Source organism: Streptomyces sp. NPDC053750, from assembly GCF_044544295.1.
Taxonomy (GTDB): domain Bacteria; phylum Actinomycetota; class Actinomycetes; order Streptomycetales; family Streptomycetaceae; genus Streptomyces.
The window spans coordinates 41,388-59,138 of the sequence record NZ_JBITXB010000019.1; the positions used below are offsets into that span (position 1 = coordinate 41,388).

At 73.3% G+C, this 17,751-nt stretch carries 15 protein-coding genes and 1 pseudogene; 7 read left to right on the top strand and 9 right to left on the bottom strand.

Features of this window, described 5'->3' with window-relative positions:
• Positions 1–216: 216 nt before the first annotated feature.
• The 4 genes from ACIGO6_RS35005 to ACIGO6_RS35020 form a co-directional block, all read right to left on the bottom strand.
• Positions 217–1,374, bottom strand: coding sequence for a glycosyltransferase (locus tag ACIGO6_RS35005; protein WP_399883533.1), 1,158 nt, complete (start codon positions 1,372–1,374; stop codon positions 217–219).
• The gene (locus tag ACIGO6_RS35010) at positions 1,371–2,498 is read right to left on the bottom strand and encodes a glycosyltransferase (RefSeq protein ID WP_399883536.1); all 1,128 of its coding nucleotides are present in this window, start codon (positions 2,496–2,498) and stop codon (positions 1,371–1,373) included. Before ACIGO6_RS35010 ends, ACIGO6_RS35005 begins: the two co-directional genes overlap by 4 nt.
• A 457-nt stretch (positions 2,499–2,955) precedes the next feature.
• Entirely contained in the window at positions 2,956–4,374 is a 1,419-nt protein-coding gene (locus ACIGO6_RS35015) for a HEAT repeat domain-containing protein (protein ID WP_399883539.1), read from the bottom strand.
• Positions 4,375–4,720: 346 nt separating this feature from the next.
• Positions 4,721–5,113 carry an ankyrin repeat domain-containing protein gene (locus ACIGO6_RS35020; protein WP_399883542.1) on the bottom strand — a complete coding sequence of 131 codons (393 nt, stop codon included), beginning with the start codon at positions 5,111–5,113 and terminating at the stop codon, positions 4,721–4,723.
• Between the two features lie 311 nt (positions 5,114–5,424).
• Here ACIGO6_RS35020 and ACIGO6_RS35025 point away from each other — a divergent pair, with 311 nt between their 5' ends.
• Both ACIGO6_RS35025 and ACIGO6_RS35030 read left to right on the top strand, forming a co-directional pair.
• On the top strand, positions 5,425–5,619 hold the full coding sequence (locus tag ACIGO6_RS35025; protein ID WP_399883545.1) for a hypothetical protein: 195 nt from the start codon (positions 5,425–5,427) through the stop codon (positions 5,617–5,619).
• Between the two features lie 52 nt (positions 5,620–5,671).
• A complete protein-coding gene (locus ACIGO6_RS35030; protein ID WP_399883548.1) occupies positions 5,672–7,444 on the top strand; it encodes a hypothetical protein in 1,773 nt (590 codons plus the stop codon).
• Between the two features lie 68 nt (positions 7,445–7,512).
• Here ACIGO6_RS35030 and ACIGO6_RS35035 read toward each other — a convergent pair whose 3' ends face one another.
• The gene (locus tag ACIGO6_RS35035) at positions 7,513–9,012 is read right to left on the bottom strand and encodes a PLP-dependent aminotransferase family protein (protein WP_399883551.1); all 1,500 of its coding nucleotides are present in this window, start codon (positions 9,010–9,012) and stop codon (positions 7,513–7,515) included.
• A 98-nt stretch (positions 9,013–9,110) separates the two neighbouring features.
• Between ACIGO6_RS35035 and ACIGO6_RS35040 the strand changes: the two genes are divergently transcribed.
• From ACIGO6_RS35040 to ACIGO6_RS35055, 4 genes are all read left to right on the top strand, one after another.
• On the top strand, positions 9,111–9,773 hold the full coding sequence (locus ACIGO6_RS35040) for a YitT family protein (protein ID WP_399883554.1): 663 nt from the start codon (positions 9,111–9,113) through the stop codon (positions 9,771–9,773).
• Positions 9,770–10,537, top strand: a complete 768-nt coding sequence (locus ACIGO6_RS35045; RefSeq protein ID WP_399883557.1) for a glycerophosphodiester phosphodiesterase — start codon at positions 9,770–9,772, stop codon at positions 10,535–10,537. The genes ACIGO6_RS35040 and ACIGO6_RS35045 overlap by 4 nt, the downstream gene beginning before the upstream one ends.
• A gap of 75 nt (positions 10,538–10,612) precedes the next feature.
• Positions 10,613–11,968, top strand: coding sequence for an MFS transporter (locus ACIGO6_RS35050; RefSeq protein ID WP_399883560.1), 1,356 nt, complete (start codon positions 10,613–10,615; stop codon positions 11,966–11,968).
• Positions 11,969–12,245: 277 nt separating this feature from the next.
• A complete protein-coding gene (locus tag ACIGO6_RS35055; protein ID WP_003977404.1) occupies positions 12,246–12,620 on the top strand; it encodes an RNA polymerase-binding protein RbpA in 375 nt (124 codons plus the stop codon).
• A 116-nt stretch (positions 12,621–12,736) separates the two neighbouring features.
• On the opposite strand, the gene fxsA is transcribed toward ACIGO6_RS35055, so the two are convergent.
• The 4 genes and pseudogenes from fxsA to ACIGO6_RS35075 form a co-directional block, all read right to left on the bottom strand.
• Positions 12,737–13,321: an FxsA family membrane protein gene (fxsA, locus tag ACIGO6_RS35060; RefSeq protein WP_399883562.1), complete on the bottom strand. Its 585-nt coding sequence runs from the start codon at positions 13,319–13,321 to the stop codon at positions 12,737–12,739.
• Positions 13,322–13,496: 175 nt separating this feature from the next.
• Positions 13,497–14,384: pseudogene (locus tag ACIGO6_RS35065) on the bottom strand (polyprenol monophosphomannose synthase); the annotation flags it as partial.
• Positions 14,385–14,910: 526 nt separating this feature from the next.
• The gene (locus ACIGO6_RS35070) at positions 14,911–16,515 is read right to left on the bottom strand and encodes an amidohydrolase (protein WP_399883565.1); all 1,605 of its coding nucleotides are present in this window, start codon (positions 16,513–16,515) and stop codon (positions 14,911–14,913) included.
• Positions 16,516–16,593: 78 nt separating this feature from the next.
• Positions 16,594–17,034, bottom strand: a complete 441-nt coding sequence (locus ACIGO6_RS35075; RefSeq protein WP_019983923.1) for an Lrp/AsnC family transcriptional regulator — start codon at positions 17,032–17,034, stop codon at positions 16,594–16,596.
• A 267-nt stretch (positions 17,035–17,301) separates the two neighbouring features.
• Here ACIGO6_RS35075 and ACIGO6_RS35080 point away from each other — a divergent pair, with 267 nt between their 5' ends.
• Positions 17,302–17,739 (top strand): hypothetical protein, encoded by a 438-nt coding sequence (locus tag ACIGO6_RS35080; RefSeq protein ID WP_399883569.1) that lies wholly within the window; start codon positions 17,302–17,304, stop codon positions 17,737–17,739.
• The last annotated feature ends 12 nt before the right edge of the window (positions 17,740–17,751 follow it).

The following is a 17,751-nucleotide window of genomic DNA, read 5'->3' on the forward strand; positions in this document are numbered from 1 at the left end:
CGACGGCACGACGCCGGGCCCCGGGCGCGTCCGGCCGGCGGTTGACGCACGGTCACGTCTCTTGTCCGCGCCACACCGGGGGCGAGGGTCATGAGCGCCCGGGTCCCCTCGGCGAGTCCGGCCAAAAAGCGGCGCGGTCCACCCGCACCGTCGACGTCTCCCATGCCCCTCGGTCGGCGAGTCACCGGAGCGAACCGCTGCCCCCTCGGCACGCGCTCACCACACAACCTCCGGCCGCGCACGACGCGCCGGGACCGTGGCGTCGTGCGCGGCCAGGAACGCCTCGACCGCCGCGTCCCAGCCGAAGCACTCCGCACGCGCGCGTGCCGCCGCACGCCGGTCCGTCTCCCGGCGTTGGAGGAGCAGACCCACGGAGTCCGCGAAGGCCTCCCCGCAGTCGGCTGCCACGGCACCGGCCGCGCCGATCACCTCCGGCAGCGCCGACGACGCGCTGGCCACCACGGGCGTGCCGCACGCCATCGCCTCCAGCGCGGCCAGCCCGAAGGTCTCGGCCGGTCCGGGGGCCAGGCACACGTCGGCGGACGCCTGGAGGGCGCCGAGCAACCCGTGGTCGGTCACGTGCCCGAGGAAGGCCACCGGCAGCCCGTGCTCTCTCGCCCGCCGTTCGAGCCGCGGACGCAGCGGCCCGTCCCCGGCCACCACCAGCACGGCGCGCTCCCCGCGCCGCCGGAGCACCGCCAGGGCGTCGAGCGCCGTGCCGGGCCGTTTCTCCACGGACAGCCGGGAGCACATCAGCAGCAGGGTCTCGTCCACGCGCGCGTGCCGGGCGCGCAGCCCCGGGTCGCGCAGCGTCGGATGCCGCCCGGCGAGGTCGACGCCCAGGGGAGCCCGTACGACGTTGCGGGCCCCGATGCGGGCGAACTCCCGCTCGGCGAACTCCGTGGTGCACACCACGCGTGCGTACGTGTGGGCCGTGCGGATGTTCAGGGCGTCGGCGGTGTGCCGGACCGCGCCTTCGGGCAGGCCCCAGGTGCGCAGGACACCGTCGGTGGTCTCGTGGGAGACCATCACGGCGGGGACCCTGGCCCGCCGGGCCCACTTGCCGGTCCAGCGCAGCGTGGTGCGGTCGGACACCTCCAGGCGGTCCGGTGCCAGTTCCTCCAGCAGCGCGGCCAGGCGCCGCCGTCCGGTCAGGATGCGGTACCCGCCGGTGCCGGGCAGCAACGGCCCCGGGAGGGTGATCACCCGGCCCTGCGCGGTCTCCCGGTCGTCGGCACGCGCGCCGGGGACGACGAGGACGGGGTCGTGTCCGGCCGCCCGGAAGCCCTTGCCCAGCTCGCGCAGCGCGGTGCGCAGGCCGCCGGACGCGGGTGCGACGAAGTTGGCGAGCCGGACTATCCGCAGGGCGCTCATGCCGCCGGCACCGCCTTCCGCGAGGCGAGCACGTCCGTGTAGTGCCCGATCAGCCGGTCGCCGACGGCCGCCCAGGTGCGCCCCTCGACGGTCGCCCGCCCGGCCGCACCGTACGCGGCCCGCAGCGCGGGGTCGGCGGCCAGGGACCACACCGCGTCCCGTACGGCGGCAGCGTCGCGCGGCGGCACCAGCAGCCCGGTGCGCCCGTGGGCCACGAGGTCCAGCGGACCACCCGCGGCGGGCGCCACGACGGCCACTGCGCTCGCCATGGCCTCCTGCACGGTCTGACAGAACGTCTCGAACGGGCCGGTGTGCACGAAGACGTCCAGTGAGGCGAAGACCCGGGCGAGGTCGTCGCCGGTGCGACGGCCGAGGAAGATCGCGCCCGGCAGCGCCCGCTCCAGGCCGGGCCGGCTGGGCCCGTCCCCGACGACCACGACGCGCACGCCGTCCAGACCGCAGACGCCGGACAGCAGCTCCACCTGCTTCTCCGGGGCGAGCCGCCCGACGTAGCCGACGATCGGCTCACCGTTCGGGGCGAGTCGCCGGCGCAGCTCCTCGTCACGCCGGTCGGGCCGGAAGCGGACGGCGTCCACCCCGCGGGGCCACAGCCCGACCCGGGGCACGCCGTGCGCCCGGAGGTCGCGCAGGGCCGCGCCGGACGGGGCGAGGGTGAGGTCGGCGGCGGCGTGCACCGAGCGGATGCGCCGCCAGGCCGCAGCCTCCCCCGCCCCCATGTACGTACGGGCGTAGCCGGCGAGGTCGGTCTGGTAGACGGCCACGGCCGGGACACCGAGCCGGGACGCGGCGGCCATGCCCCGGACGCCGAGGACGAACGGGCTCGCCAGGTGGACGAGGTCCGCGCGGTGTTCGGTGATGGCCGCGGCGACGCGTCGGCTGGGGAGGGCGACGCGGACCTGGGGGTAGCCGGGGAGCGGGAAGGAGGGGATCCGGACGAGGGGGCACGGCGCGGAGGTGTCCGCCTCGTCGCCGGCCGCGGTGGCCGGGGCGACGACGACGCAGTCGTGACCGCGGTCGACGAGGTGCCGGGCGGTCTGGAGCGCGCAGTGGGCCACGCCGTTCACATCGGGGGGAAAGGATTCGCTCACGATGACGACACGCATACCGGTGTTGTCGCCGGACCGGACGTGCTCGCGTCAACGTCGATCTTTCCGGACGCGGAACGTCCCATGAGCGTTGCCCTGTGCACGCCCTGCGCACCCGGGCGGGTCGGATCACGGCCACGCCCGCCTGACCCGCGGGCCATCCGTCGTTCACACGGAAGGGCGGCGGCCCGGCGCACGGCGGGTGACGCCCGCACGCGGGGCGCCTCGCCCGGCGGGGACAGGGAGCGCCGATCACACCGGCGATTCCTCGCCCGCCGGCGCGGTGGCGACGACGCCCATCGGCCGAGGGGAGCGCGCACGGCTCGCTCACCGATGCCCGCGACCCGCGCACCGCGGGCCCCCGGTCCGGTGCGCTCCGCCCCCGCGCCGGCACACAGCGGACCCGCGCCCGCGCGTGCGGGCTTCGCCGGCCGCTCCACGCCGGGGCCCGTCGCACCGCACGGGCCTCCCTCCCTCACACAGCCGGCGCGTCCGGTCCGAAGCGGCTGCGTACCGCCGTCTGGACCTCGTCCTCCTCGGCCGGATCGGCGGCGAGCCTGCGCAGCCGTTCGACGACGCGGTTGTCGCCGGTCTCGGCATGGCGGGCGGCGATTTCGCGGGTGGTCTCCTCGCAGTCCCACAGGCACTCGATGGCGAACCCGGCGGCGAAGGACGGGTCGGTGGCGGCCAGCGCGCGGGCGGCCCGGCCGCGTAGGTGGGAGGACGCGGTCTCGCGATAGACGTGGCGCAGTACGGGGGCGGCACAGGCGATGCCGAGCCGGCCGGTGCCGTCGACGAGGGTCCACAGGGTCGGCGCGTCGGGGCCCTCGCCGCGCACGGCCTCCCGCAGAGCGGTGAGCACGAGGTCGCGGTCCTGTGTTCCGCCCCGGCAGGCGAGTACCCGCCCGGCGGCGGCGCCCAGGGCGTCGGGCCGATGGACCCAGCCGCGGGCCCGGTCGACGGCGGCGAGACTGCGCATGCGCTCGAAGGCGGAGACGGCGGCCTCCACGACCGGCGACGAGCCGGTGGCCACGGCACCCTCGATCAGGTCGAGGGCGTCCGGATCATTGCCGTCGGCGAGATAGCGCAGCGCGGTGCAGCGTGCGCCCTCGGCGCCGGTCCGCGCGGCCTCGACGATCTCGGACCGGTCCTCGGGGCCGGCTACGGCCATGAGGCACCGGGCGGCCGGCACGTGGAGCGCGGCGCCGCGTTCGACGCCCTGCTCGGCCCACTCGAACACGGCCCGCACACTCCAGCCGGGGCGCGGCCCGGTGGGACTCAGCTGCCGTTGCCAGCGGTCGAAGCAGCCGGTCTCCTGGGCGGCACGCACGCGCGTGGCGATCGATTCGCGCGGATCGTCGGCCCACAGGCGCCAGGGCCGGGGCTCGAAGGCGTCGCGCACGGCGACGGCCAGCTCCGCGTCGCCCTCGGCATCGCGCGGGAAGCGCGCCAGTACGGGCGCCGCGAGGGCGCGCAGACCGGCGTCGTCGTCACGCAGCGCCAGCTCGTCCAGGGCCCACGCCCAGTTGACGCCGTGCGCGGCGTACCTGCGCAGCAGTCCGAGCGCGTCCAGCCTGCCGTAGGAGGCGAGGTGGCCGAGGACCGCGAGGGCCAGTCCGGTCCGTGACTCGTCGGAGTCGAGGACGTCCTCGGGGTCGAAGAGGTGCGCCTCGATCGCGTCCAGCTCGCCGTTCAGGTCGAGGTAGAGGCGGGCGTAGTAGAGGGAGCGGTTCTCCACCTGCCAGTCGTGGCGGGGATCGTGCAGCACACAGTGGTTCAGTGCCGCGAGCGCCTCGGCGCGCGGGGCGGTGAGCGCGTGCAGCGTGCCGTCGCCGCGACCCCGCTGGAGCAGGCCGAGCAGCGTACCGCTGGGCGCTATGACCGGATCGAACATGGGAAACAGCCTCACATCAAGCGTCGACGCAACCGGGGCACACGCATTACCTGGCCGTGCGCCAACACGTCGGATCGCCCGCCGTCTCTTGCTTGCTGAAGACCATGTTCCTCTGCCTCTCGTCGGTGGCCCTTGCGGACCGGTGTCACGGCCCGCGCGGTGCGGCAACACCTGCCCAGCCATCACGTCCGTGAACCACGTCGTCATGATGACCCGGCGGTCACATCTGCCGCGACCGAAATTTCGGCGGCCCTGTACCGCCTCCCCCGTTTTCAGTGTTTTACCTGGTCAGAAAGTGTGGAGCGGAACCGGAGCCGTCTCGTGGCAGATCCGGAACCGCACCCGGTCACTGGGCTCCGAACAGCTCCAGCAGCTCCGTCCGGGCGAACATCCGGGCGGTGTCGACGGCCGACGGCGTACCGGCCAAGGGGTCGGCCCCTCCTTCGAGGAGAGCCTTGGTCACTTCCGTCTCACCCTTGAAGGCGGCGCCGGCGAGCGGGGTCTGACCCCGGTCGTTGACGCGGTCGGCCTCGGCGCCCCTGGACAGCAGCGCGCGCACCGCGTCGGCGTGGCCGTGGTAGGCGGCGAGCATGATGAGGGAGTCGCCGCGGTCGTTGGTGAGGTTGGCCGGAACGCCGGCGTCCACATACGCCACCAGTTCCTCGGTCCGCCCCTGCCGGGCGAGATCGAAGATCTTGGTCGCCAGCTCCACGACCTCGGGGTCGGGGGCTTCACTCATCGGCGGGACCGCCTCTCACTACGAACGTACGAACGTTGGGGACTGCGTGTGCGCACGGACGCGAGCGGTGCGGCCGTGCGAGTGAATCGCCAGGGTACTGGCTCGCGCCACCCCTGAGCCGTTGCGCCCGAGGTAAAGATCGGCACGGCCGCCGCAGCGCGCAACAGCCCTGCTCAACCGGCTCAACAACCACTCCGCCAGCTGGGGCAATTCCAGGAAATTTCCCCCATTTGCACCTTTTATCGTATGGATACATGCTGTGAGCCTGGAAGTACTCATGGTGACTGTCCCCGCGAACCAGGAGAACTCACATGATTTTCTCGATCTCAGGCGTGGTCCTGCTCGGCATCGTCCTCTTCATCTTCTGCCGCAAGGACGGCCTCAAGTCCGTACACGCCCTGATCGCCGTCCTGTTCGGCTTCTACCTCGCGAGCACGGCGATCGCCCCGAGCATCAAGGCAGGCGGCGAGAGCCTGGCGGGCCTCCTCGGCGGAATCAAGTTCTGACCGCCCGGCTCCCCGCCCGACATCCGCACGTACGCACTCCCAGGAGGCAGCAGTGGCCCGGCGGCCCCTCCCCCGCATTCTGAGCAACGGCGGCGCACAGCTCGCCCGGAGCCGGGAGCTGGCCCGGACGGCAGCCGACAGCGCCACGGACGTCCTCCAGCCGCTGATCACGATCGCCCGCGGTCTGCGCCGACTGGCCGTGGCCGCGCGGCGCAGATGGACCGAGACGCCCAAGGACCGGCGTGGTGCCCTGCTGTTCCTGGTGGCGTCGGTGATCCTGGTCCTGGCACTGGTGCCGTACGGCCCGCTGCTCGCCGTCATCTCCCTGATGGCGGCGGCAGCATGGCAGGGCCGGGACCGCGCGCCTGCGCCGGAGGGCCCCGACGAGTCCCGGAGCGAGCGCCTGCAGTCGCTCTACGAGGCACTGGTCCCGTACTTCTCCGTCGCCGAGGACCCCGAGCCCCTGTACACCCATGGCGGTGTGTGGCAGAAGGCGTTTCCGGCCTTCGAGTTCGACGACACCGGCCGCTTCACCCACCTGGTGATCCGTTATCCCGCGTACTTCACCGACGGGGAGGCCGAGTCCCGGGCCCGGATCGAGCACCTGCTCACCGCGAAGGCCGGCCGTGGCCGCGAGTACCACTTCAGCTGGAACGAGGAGGCCAACCACCTCTGCCTCGACGTGCTCGCGGCGCTGCCGACCGACATCCCCGTCCAGCGCTTCGTCACGGCGCCCGGCGAGACCGTCCTCGGCTTCACCGATCCGACCCGGGTCCAGCGCACCCTCCCGCTCACCCACGGCGCGCAGCGGCAGGACGTGCCACCGGTCGTCTGGCGCACGGGCATCCGCTCGACCGAGCCCCATCTGCTGGCTCTGGGGCAGCCGGGCACCGGCACCTCCACCCTGCTGCGCTCGGTGGCGCTGCAGGCGCTGCACCACGGCGACCTGCTGATCGTCGACGGCGGCGGCACCGGCGAGTACGCGTGCCTGATCGGCCGGGACGGTGTCCTGGCCGTCGAGTGCGGCCTCGCCGGAGCGCTGACCAGCCTCGAATGGGCCGCCCACGAGACGGAACGCCGGCTGATCTCCGTCAACCGGGCCCGTCAGGAGGGCCGGCCGACGCCCGACGACACCAAACGGCGCCTGTGGATCCTCCTGGACCGGCCGAGCGCGTTCACACACCTGGCCGCCGCCGACGGCCGCAAAGACCCGCAGTCCCTGCTCCAGGTCCCGCTGCGGCACGGCCGGGCCGCCAACGTGACGGTGGTCGTCGCCGACCAGCTGGACGCCCTGGACAGCCTCAGCGACGCCGTACGGCAGCACACACGCGCGCGTGTCGTCCTCGGCCCGGCCACGGCGGACGAGCTGACGGCCGTACTGGGCGTTCCCCCGCACACGACACCCGTCGACCAGGTCCCGCCCGGCCGCGGCTACGCCCGCCTGGGTGCGGGCCCGGTGCACCGCCTCCAGGTCCCGGCGACGCCGGACCCGTACGACGAGGCGACCGGCGACGCCCACCGGCAGGCGGTCCTCGCCCTGCTTCCCCCGCGCACGACGCCCGCCGACGGTGAGCAGGCATCGACGCCCGCGGAGGCGGAGCTGAGGAAGATCTCCACGGAGAAGACGGAGAATAGGTCTTCCCCCGCCGAACACAAACTCGAAGCCGAAGGCGCACCCGAAGGCGCACCCGAAGGCCAGCCCGAGCCGAAGCCGGAGACCGCCGAGGCGGATGCCCAGTCGGCACCGGTCGCGGCAGAGACGGCGACGATCTCCTCGGCCCCGGAGCCGGTCCCGGCCAAGGCGGTCGCGGCGGAGACGACCTGACGGGCCACCGGGACGGGGGATCGCGGCGAGCGACCGGGGCGGGCGGGCGTCCCGCCCGCCCCCACCGGCTATGCCACGAAGGTCCGCGGCGGCTCGCTCCCCCCGACGCCCCCGTTCTCCACCAGCCGGGCCGCCGCAGCCAGTCGTACCGCCGCCTCCTCCGCCACCGCGCCGCCGACGGTGAACGGCAGCCGGACATACCCCTCGAAGGCCCCGTCGACGCCGAAGCGCGGCCCGGACGGGACCCGCACGCCCACGCGCTCCCCCGCCTCGGCCAGCCGCGAGCCGGAGAGACCTCCGGTCCGCACCCACAGGGTGAGCCCGCCTCGCGGCACCTCGAACTCCCAGTCGGGCAGCTCCCGCCGGACCGCCGCCACCAACTCGTCCCGGTTCTGCCGGGCCTGCTCGCGCCGCACCTGGACCGCCTGCTCCCAGCCGCCCGTGCTGAACAGCCAGTTCACGGCCAGCTGCTCCAGTACGGGCGTGCCCAGATCGGCGTACGCGCGCGCGGCGACCAGGCTGCGGATCACGTCCGGCGCGGCGCGGACCCAGCCAATGCGCATGCCGGCCCAGAAGGCCTTGCTGGCGGAGCCGACGGTGACGACCGTCGATCCGGCCGCGTCGAAGGCGCACACGGGGCGCGGCATCGCGACATCGTCGTCCAGCCACAGCTCGCTCATCGTCTCGTCGGCCACGAGCACCGTCCCCGCCGACCGGGCCGCGTCCACCAGCCGCCGGCGCTGGTCGTCGTCGGCGAGCGCGCCGGTGGGGTTGTGGAAGTCGGCGACGACGTAGGCGATGCGGGGCGCTGCCTCGCGCAGCACCTGGCGCCAGCGGTCCACGTCCCAGCCGGTGAGCCCCTCGGCCATCGCGACGGGGACCAGCCGGGCCCCGGCCTCGCGCATCAGCTGGAGGATGTTGGCGTACGAGGGCGACTCCACGGCGATGCGCTCGCCGCGTCCCCCGAAGAGATGGCAGATGGCGTCGATCGCGCCCATCGCCCCCGTGGTCACCATGATCTGCTCGGGCATGGTCGGGATCCCGCGCGCGGTGTAGCGCTCGGCGATCATGGCGCGCAGCGCGGGCAGCCCCGCCGGGTAGTCGCCGTGGGTGTGCGCGTAGGGGGGAAGCTCCTCCAGGGCGCCCTGCACGGCCCGGGTGAGCCAGGGTTCGGGGGCCGGCAGTGCCGCGCAGCCCAGGTCGATCATCGAGCCGAGCGCCTCGGGGGGCAGCGGCTCCAGGCCGCGCGCCGGCAGGGGGTTCCCGGCCGGTACGGCGGTCCAGCTGCCCGCGCCGCGCCGGGACTCCAGGAAGCCCTCGGCGCGCAGGGCCTCGTAGGCGGCGGCGACGGTGGTGCGGCTGACGGTCAGGGCGAGGGCCAGCTCGCGTTCGGCGGGCAGCCGGGCGGCGACGGGCACCCGCCCCTCGAGCACCAGCAGCCGGATGCCGTCGGCGAGCGCGCGGTAGGCGGGCGGGCGGCGGGTGCCGGGCCCGGCGGGGCGGTCCTGCTGGGAGCCGAGCAGCCGGGCGAGCTGACCCGCCCCCACCGCCGAGGTCCACTGCGGCATGAAAATCAGTCCACCTTCCCCGGATTGGCCATGGTTGACTCTGCTTCTCAAGCCACAGGGTGTCATGCAGCAGGCCACTACCACCACAGGGGGCAGACTTGTCCAGCGAATCCGGACAGCGGCATCTCACCCGGCGACTGACCCAGCTCTACGGCGGGCTCGTGCTGTACGGCGCGAGTTCGGCGCTGCTGGTCAGGTCGGGGCTCGGCCTGGAGCCGTGGAACGTGCTGCACCAGGGGCTCGCGGAGCGCACGGGCCTGTCGATGGGCCTGGTGCTGACGATCCTGGGCGCGGCCGTCCTGCTGCTGTGGATCCCGCTGCGCCAGCGGCCGGGGCTCGGCACGGTCTCCAACGTGCTGGTGATCGGCGCCGCGATGGACGCGACCCTGACCCTGGTGCCCGACGCCCACGGCTGGACGCTGCGGATCACGACGATGGTGGCGGGGATCGTCCTGAACGGCGCGGCGACCGGACTGTACATCGCCGCACGGTTCGGCCCGGGCCCGCGCGACGGCCTGATGACCGGGCTGAACCAGCGCACGGGCCTGTCGGTGCGCCTGGTGCGTACGGCCGTGGAGATCACCGTCGTGGTCACCGGCTTCGCCCTCGGTGGCACCGTCGGAGTCGGCACCCTGCTGTACGCCCTGTCGATCGGCCCGCTCGCCCAGGTGTTCCTGCGCGTGTTCGCCGTCCCGTCGGCATCCGGCGGCAGCACGGTGGTTGCCGCAGGTCAACCCCGGCGCGCCATACTGCGGGGGTGAGCACCGCGATACGCCACCCCTACCTGGACCATCCCGGCCCCATCCCCTTCGCCCACCGGGGCGGTGCGGCGGACGGCCTGGAGAACACCCTGCGACAGTTCCGGCGCGCGGTCGAGGCGGGCTACCGGTACATCGAGACGGACGTCCACGCCACGCGGGACGGCAAGCTCGTCGCCTTCCACGACGCGACCCTGGACCGGGTGACGGACGGGTCCGGGCGGATCGCCGACCTGCCGTGGGAGAAGGTGCGGCACGCGCGCGTGGCGGGCGAGGAACCGGTGCCGCTCTTCGAGGAACTCCTGGAGACGTTCCCCGAGGTGCGCTGGAACATCGACGTGAAGGCGGAGCCGGCCCTGCGGCCCCTCCTGGAACTGATCGAGCGGACGGACGCCTGGGACCGGATCTGCGTCGGCTCGTTCTCCGAGGCACGCGTGGTGCGCGCCCAGCGGCTGGCCGGCCCCCGCCTCGCCACCTCGTACGGCACCCGCGGCGTCCTCAACCTGCGGCTGCGATCCTGGGGCGTCCCGGCCGCGCTGCGCCGTTCGGCGGTGGCCGCACAGGTGCCCGAGGCCCAGTCGGGCATCCAGGTGGTGGACCACCGCTTCGTGCGCACCGCCCACGCGCGCGGCCTCCAGGTGCACGTCTGGACGGTGAACGACCCCGACCGCATGCACCGGCTCCTGGACCTGGGCGTGGATGGCATCATGACCGATCACATCGACACACTGCGCAAGGTCATGGAGGACCGCGGCGTCTGGGTCTGAGACCGTCCGGGACCGTCCGAGGCCGGCGGCCCGGCTCCCGGGACGTCGCGCGTTCACGGGGAAGCGAGGGCACGGGTGGGTACCGACACCCTGCGGACGGACGCGGCCGACGGAGCCGACGGAGCCGCCGAACGGCGGCGCGAACAGCGCGGCTGGTACTTCTACGACTGGGCGTGCTCGGTCTACTCGACGAGCGTGCTCACCGTGTTCCTGGGCCCCTATCTGACCTCGGTCGCCGAGTCGGCGGCCGACGCGGACGGATACGTGCACCCGCTGGGCATACCGATGCGCGCCGGGTCGTTCTTCGCGTATTCGGTGTCCCTGTCGGTGATCGTGGCAGTGCTGGTGATGCCCCTGGTGGGGGCCGCGGCCGACCGCACGGGCCGCAAGAAGCCGCTGCTGGCCGCCGCCGCGTACACCGGAGCGGCGGCGACGACCGCCATGTTCCTCCTCGACGGCGACCGCTATCTCCTGGGCGGTCTGCTCCTGGTGGTCGCCAACGCCGCCCAGTCCGTCGCGATGATGCTCTACAACTCCTACCTGCCGCAGATCGCCCCGCCCGAGGAACGCGACGCGGTCTCCTCGCGCGGCTGGGCCTTCGGCTACGCGGCCGGGGCGCTGGTCCTGGTGGCGAACCTGATCCTCTACACCGCCCACGACTCCTTCGGGCTGACCGAGAGCGCGGCGGTCCGCATCTGCCTGGCATCGGCCGGCCTGTGGTGGGGAGCCTTCGCGCTCATCCCGCTGCGCCGGCTGCGCGACCGCCGCGCCCCCGCGCGGGAGGCCGCCCTGCCCGGCTTCCGGCAGCTGGCGGCGACCGTCCGCGACATGCGCCGCCGTCCGCTGACCCTGGCCTTCCTGCTGGCGTACCTCGTCTACAACGACGGCATCCAGACGGTGATCTCCCAGGCGTCGGTCTACGGCTCCGAGGAGCTGGACCTGGGTCAGTCCACGCTGATCGTGGCCGTCCTGCTGGTCCAGGCGCTGGCGGTGGCGGGCGCGCTGGCGCTGGGCCGGCTGGCGCGGACGTACGGGGCGAAGCGCACAATCCTGGGGTCGCTGGTCGCCTGGACGGTCACGCTCGCGGCCGGGTACTTCCTGCCGGCCGGGGAACCGGTGTGGTTCTTCGTGCTGGCCGCCGGGATCGGGCTCGTCCTGGGCGGCAGCCAGGCGCTGTCCCGCTCCCTGTTCTCACATCTGGTCCCGCCCGGCAAGGAGGCCGAGTACTTCTCGGCGTACGAGCTCAGCGACCGCGGCATGAGCTGGCTCGGGCCGCTGCTGTTCGGGCTCACCTACCAGCTGACCGGGAGCTACCGGGACGCGATCATCTCGCTGGTGGTGTTCTTCGTCCTCGGTTTCGCGCTGCTCGCACGGGTCCCGGTGCGGCGGGCGATCGGCGACGCGGGCAATCCCGTACCCGAAAGGATTTAGCACTCGGCGCGAAAGGGCTGTAGTGTACGCGTTTGGCCTGCCAGGCGTACCGTTACTGCGCGTCAAAGGTGCCGAATCGCTATGTCACATCTGCTAGCAGAGGTGACAAACCGGACGTCGGCGGGTACTGCACTGGTTGCAAGGCTGCGGCTGCGACGGCGACGCAGGGCCCGGATCGGGAGTCCGGACGGGAATCTTTACCGCCGCCCGGACGTTGACCGGATGACGACGACAGCGACACCTGTCCTGTGGGCGACAAGCCCGGGAGGCACGATTCATGAGTGAGCGAGCTCTTCGCGGCACGCGCCTCGTGGTGACCAGCTACGAGACGGACCGCGGCATCGACCTGGCCCCGCGCCAGGCCGTGGAGTACGCATGCGAGAAGGGGCATCGATTCGAGATGCCCTTCTCGGTCGAGGCGGAGATCCCGCCGGAGTGGGAGTGCAAGGTCTGCGGGGCCCAGGCACTCCTGGTGGATGGCGACGGCCCTGAGGAGAAGAAGGCCAAGCCCGCGCGTACGCACTGGGACATGCTGATGGAGCGGCGCACCCGCGAGGAGCTCGAAGAGGTCCTCGAGGAGCGGCTGGCCGTTCTGCGCTCCGGCGCGATGAACATCGCGGTGCATCCGCGAGACAGCCGCAAGAGTGCGTAGCGGGAAACCGTAAACAGCACAGACCGAACACCGCGGGTGCCGTACGTGAGCTTCACGTACGGCACCCGCGGTTTTGGTGTGTTCCGGCGGGCCGGGTCCGGGCCCGCCCGGTCGGGTCAGCGCGTCAGCGGAGGGCGGGGGCCCTGCGGCGCGTCGTCGGGGGCGTCGTGCGGCTCGTCGCGTATGACCTCGCCCTGGACGACCTTGCCGTCCGGCTGGTGGATACGGGCCTGGCGGAAGGCGTCGCCCAGAGTGCCGGGGCGGGCCTCGCGGAGCTTGCGCTCCACCGTCCGCTCGGCATAGCGGCTCACGGCCTTCTGGACCGGTGGCAGCAGCATGAGCAGGCCCAGCGCGTCCGAGATCAGGCCGGGGATCATCAGGAGCAGACCGCCCAGCATCATCAGGCCGTTGCCCTCGCTGTTCGGACGGGCCTCGGGCATCATTCCGGCCTGCTGCTGTTGCAGCGTCTCCGTGAGGTTCCTGAAGGCCCGGCGGCCCGCGCGCTTGATCACCACCGAGCCGAGGACGATGCCCGCCACCAGCAGCAGGAAGACCACGAACCCGCTGGACGCTCCCGCGACCACGGTCAGCAGCCAGATCTCCAGCACGAGCCAGGCGGCGATGCCCAGCGGCAGGAACGTGCGCAGCCGCGAGCGTGGGGGCCGGGCGGGGGACCTGGGGGTCTGGGCGCCAGTCGTCATGCCCCCAGTGTGCCTGGCCCCGGCTCAGTGCGGGATAAGGGGACGATCAGGCGTTCTTGTCCGGCGCCTGTGTCGACTTGTCGGCGGGTTCCCCGGACGCCTCCGTCGGCTTCTCGGCAGCCTCGGCCGGCTCCTCGCCGTCTTCGGCCCGCCTCTCGCTGACGTCGGCAGGCTTCCCGGCGGCCTCGGCCGGCTCCTCGCTCGGCTTCTCCGTCGCCTCGGCCGTCGGCCCGTCGGTCGGGCCGCCCGCCTGGCCACCGGTCGCCCTGCCGGGGAGCCTGTCCCGGCCCAGGACCTTGCCGACCCGTTCCCCCACGCCCCACGTGGTGACCCGCCAGAGCGCCTCGACGAGGATGTCGCGGCTCATCTTGGAGTCGCCGAGTTCGCGCTCGACGAACGTGATCGGCACCTCGACGACGTGGTAGCCGGCCTTGATCGCCCGGCGGGCGAGGTCGACCTGGAAGCAGTAGCCCTGGGAGGAGACGTCGTCCAGGCCGAGCCCCTCCAGGGTCTCCCGCCGGAAGGCGCGGTAGCCGCCGGTGACGTCGCGCAGCGGCAGGTCGAGGGCGAGGCGCGAGTACATGCTGCCGCCGCGGGAGATGAACTCGCGGGACTTCGGCCAGTTCACCACCCGGCCGCCGGGCACCCAGCGGGAGCCGAGCACCAGGTCGGCGCCCTTGAGGGCGGTCAGCAGACGAGGCAGTTCCTCGGGCTGGTGGGAACCGTCGGCGTCCATCTCGATCAGCACGCCGTAGCCGTGTTCCAGGCCCCAGCGGAAGCCCGCGAGGTAGGCGGCCCCCAGGCCCTCCTTGCCCTTGCGGTGCAGAACGTGGACGTGGTCGTCCTCGGCGGCCAGTTCGTCGGCGAGCTTGCCGGTGCCGTCGGGGCTGTTGTCGTCGGCCACGAGAACGTGGGCCCGGGGGACCGCCTCGCGCACGCGCGCGACGATCGCCTTGATGTTCTCCGCCTCGTTGTAGGTCGGAATGATCACCAAGGCCGTGCCCAGGGGGCCGAACCGCCTCCCCTGCCCCGCTGCCGCGGGCGTCCCGTCGCCGTCGTTCACCGCTGTCCCTTCATGTCCGTACGCAGAGGACCACCATAATGGCCGCGGCCTGCGCCGACGTGACAGGACGTTCGTATGGTGGTGTCGTTTCCACAAAAGCGGGGTAGGGATGCGCGGTTAAGGACGGTTTCCACGGCGGATGGGGGCCCGGCGCCCTTCGGGCCGGCCAGGGACCCGCCGGCTGCGGGTCGACCTGAGCCGTTGTCTACTGAGCGCCCGGGCCCCACCCGGGTCACACCTCCCGACCGGCCGGAACGTTCCCTGGTCGCTGCGCGAGCGCTGAGCCTGGCTCCCAGTGGCGGTGCCCCGGTGCGGCACACCGTCCCTGACCCAGCGGCGCCGCGACACATGCGCGGAAGGTTCCCCGGTCGGGCGTCCGGTGGTGGACTCCGCCGAACCTACCGGCCCCCCGCGGTTGCCTGTCAACAGTCGTTCGACCTGCGACTTCCGCGCCAATGCCCAGGTCAGCGCGGAGGACGCCCCGGGAGTACGCGGTAGAAGATCACCGTCCCGTCGGCCGTGGAGATCACTCGCCCGGCCCTACGAACACCGTCCGGCCGCCCACCACCGTGCGCAGGCAGACGGGCAGGTTCCGGCCCGGGGTCAGATCGGGCAGGCCGGGGGTCCCGGAGCGCGGGTCGGTCGACCAGCGCGCGACCCGGTCGTCGGGGGCCTGGACCACCAGCTCGTCGGTACGCCACACCGCGTAGTCCGCGGGCGCGCCCGGCACCAGGACGCCCGCGTCGTCGCGTCCGATCGCGCGCCAGCCGCCGCGCGTGTGCGCCGTGAAGGCCGCACGGACGGAGACGCGGTGCTCCGGTGTGCGGTGGAAGGCGGCGGCCCGGACGGTGCCCCACGGGTCGAGGGGCGTGACCGGACTGTCGGAGCCGAAGGCGAGCGGGACACCCGCGCGCAGCAGGGCCGCGAAGGGGTTGAGGGTGCGGGCCCGCTCGGCGCCCAGGCGCTGGGCGTACATGCCGTCCTCGCCGCCCCACAGCGCGTCGAAGGCGGGCTGGACGGAGGCGGTCAGGCCCAGTTCGGCGAAGGCGGCGACGGTCTCGGGGGTGAGCATCTCCGCGTGCTCGACACGGTGGCGGGCGGCGCGGATCCGGGCGAGGCCGAGCTTGTCGGCGGCGGCGCGCACGCCCTCCACGACGGTGGTCACGGCGGCGTCACCGATGGCGTGGAAGCCCGCCTGGAGGCCTACCTCGGTGCAGGCGACCACGTGGGCGGCGACCGCGGCGGCGTCCAGGTGGGCGGTACCGGTGTGGCCGGTGTCGGCGTAGGGCTGGTGCAGACAGGCGGTGTGCGAACCGAGGGCGCCGTCGACGAAGAGGTCACCGGCGGCCCCGATCGCGCCCAGCTCCCTCGCTTTGTCGACATCCTGCTCGGCCCAGTAGCCGAGCACGCGCGGCACGCCCCCCTCGGCCGCCAGGCGGAGCAGCCCGGTGAGGTCGTCCTCGGAGGAGATCTCCGGGCCTGCGCATTCGTGAACGGTGCCGATGCCCAGCGAGGCGGCGTGCGCGAGAGCGGCGCGCTGGGCCTCGGTGCGCTGGGCGGAGGTGACGGCCCCGAGGGCGGCGGCGCGCACCGCGTGGTGGGCGTCGGCGGTGAGCGGGCCGTCCACGCGCGCGAGGTCACCGGCGACGAGGTCGAGCAGGGCGGTGGTGACGACGGCCGAGTGGACGTCGATACGGCTGAGGTAGAGGGGGCGACCGCCGGTGGCCTCGTCCAGCTCGGCACGCGTCGGGGGGAGGCCGTCGGGCCAGCGGGAGGCGTCCCAGCCGTGGCCCAGCAGGACACGGTCGTCCGGGCGGGCCGCGGCGAAGTCCCGTACGCGGGCGAGCGCTTCCGGACGCGAGGCGGCGCCGGAGAGGTCGAGCCCGGTGAGGGCGAGGCCCGTGGCGGTGGCGTGCACGTGTGCGTCGGTGAACGCGGGGGTGACCAGGGCGCCGTCCAGGTCGACCACCTCGTCCACGCCGTCCGCGAAGGCGTCCGCGGCGCCCTCGGACCCGACCCAGGCGACCTGGCCGCGTTCGACGACCATCGCCGTGGCGAAGGGGTCGGCGGGACTGTGGACCTCGCCGCGGCGCAGCAGGACGGTCGTGGACGGGGTGGTGGACTCACTCATGGACACCAGTCTCGCCCCTCGCACGGACCGCTGGGCACGCGGGGCGATCGCGCCGCGCAGGGCGGCCTGCGGAGGCCGTCAGATCCGCGGCGGACGGGACTCGTACGGCGTCGACAGGACGACCGTGGTCCGGGTCGAGACCCCGGCGAGGGAACGCACCCGGGCGAGGAGTTCCTCCAGCTCGTGCGGGGTGGCCACGCGCACCTTGAGGATGTAGTTCTCGTCGCCCGCCACGCTGTGGCAGGCCTCGATCTCGGGGACGCCGGCGAGGCGGTCGGCGATGTCGTCGGGGGCGCTGGGGTCGAACGGTTTCACCGAGATGAAGGCGGTCATCGGCAGCCCGACGGCCTCCGGGTCGACGACCGCGGCGTAACCGCGGATGACACCACGCTGCTCCAGCCGCCGCACCCGCTGGTGCACGGCCGAAGTGGACAGGCCCGTGGCCTTGCCCAGGTCTGTGTAGCTCATCCGCCCGTCCTTGACGAGCAGCTGCACGATCTGTCGGTCCAGCTCCTCCATGGCGCAAGAACCTACAGTGCGCCTGATCTCCTCGGATACCTGAGCAGCCCAGGTCATGCCCGCTTCGTGATGTGACGGGGAGCCGGCCCGCGGCCGGGTGGGGACAAATCCACCCGACGGGGCATCTGCGAGGGGCATGTGACGAACACCACACCGATGGGACGGTCTCCGTGATGTTCTCGTGATTACGCCGGAGGGGGGACGGGAAGTGCTTGCTGTGGTCGAGGCCGCAGTGCCGTCACGGCCCAGCCCGAGGGGGAGAATCCCATGCAGAGTCTTAAGCGCCCTGGTCGTACCGCGTCCAAGCGGCAGCAGCCGGTCGTCGAGCCCGTATCGGAGGGCGTCGAACCCGACGCCTTCGACGACGAGGAAGTCGACGCCTACGACACCTTCGAGATGTACCGGGTGATCTGCCCGGACTGCGCGCAGCCCATCGCGCTCCTGGCTGACGAGGAGGTGCTGCCGGAGCACGCGCTGTGCGCCTCGCCGTGGAATCCGTTCGGGCTCACGGTCTGCGCCGGCACCGGCCGCCGGGCCGCCGAGGCCCGCCCCGCGGACGAGTCGTTCGAGCCCCACGAGCAGGACACGGCCCTGCTGTTGACGCTCCCTCGTGGCCTCGACTGGCGGACCCAGCCCTTCTCCCACGTCGGCGGCCCGGGCTCCCGCCCGATGCGCGTGCCGACGATGCGACGCCACGCGGCCTAGGCTCCGCCTCAT

Bases quoted from the DNA above. Each gene is read 5' to 3' on its own strand.
- ACIGO6_RS35005 (WP_399883533.1), bottom strand. From the start codon at position 1,374: ATGAGCGCCCTGCGGATAGTCCGGCTCGCCAACTTCGTCGCACCCGCG.
- ACIGO6_RS35010 (WP_399883536.1), bottom strand. From the start codon at position 2,498: ATGCGTGTCGTCATCGTGAGCGAATCCTTTCCCCCCGATGTGAACGGC.
- ACIGO6_RS35015 (WP_399883539.1), bottom strand. From the start codon at position 4,374: ATGTTCGATCCGGTCATAGCGCCCAGCGGTACGCTGCTCGGCCTGCTC.
- ACIGO6_RS35020 (WP_399883542.1), bottom strand. From the start codon at position 5,113: ATGAGTGAAGCCCCCGACCCCGAGGTCGTGGAGCTGGCGACCAAGATC.
- ACIGO6_RS35025 (WP_399883545.1), top strand. From the start codon at position 5,425: ATGATTTTCTCGATCTCAGGCGTGGTCCTGCTCGGCATCGTCCTCTTC.
- ACIGO6_RS35035 (WP_399883551.1), bottom strand. From the start codon at position 9,012: ATGCCGCAGTGGACCTCGGCGGTGGGGGCGGGTCAGCTCGCCCGGCTG.
- ACIGO6_RS35055 (WP_003977404.1), top strand. From the start codon at position 12,246: ATGAGTGAGCGAGCTCTTCGCGGCACGCGCCTCGTGGTGACCAGCTAC.
- fxsA (WP_399883562.1), bottom strand. From the start codon at position 13,321: ATGACGACTGGCGCCCAGACCCCCAGGTCCCCCGCCCGGCCCCCACGC.
- ACIGO6_RS35070 (WP_399883565.1), bottom strand. From the start codon at position 16,515: ATGAGTGAGTCCACCACCCCGTCCACGACCGTCCTGCTGCGCCGCGGC.
- ACIGO6_RS35075 (WP_019983923.1), bottom strand. From the start codon at position 17,034: ATGGAGGAGCTGGACCGACAGATCGTGCAGCTGCTCGTCAAGGACGGG.
- ACIGO6_RS35080 (WP_399883569.1), top strand. From the start codon at position 17,302: ATGCAGAGTCTTAAGCGCCCTGGTCGTACCGCGTCCAAGCGGCAGCAG.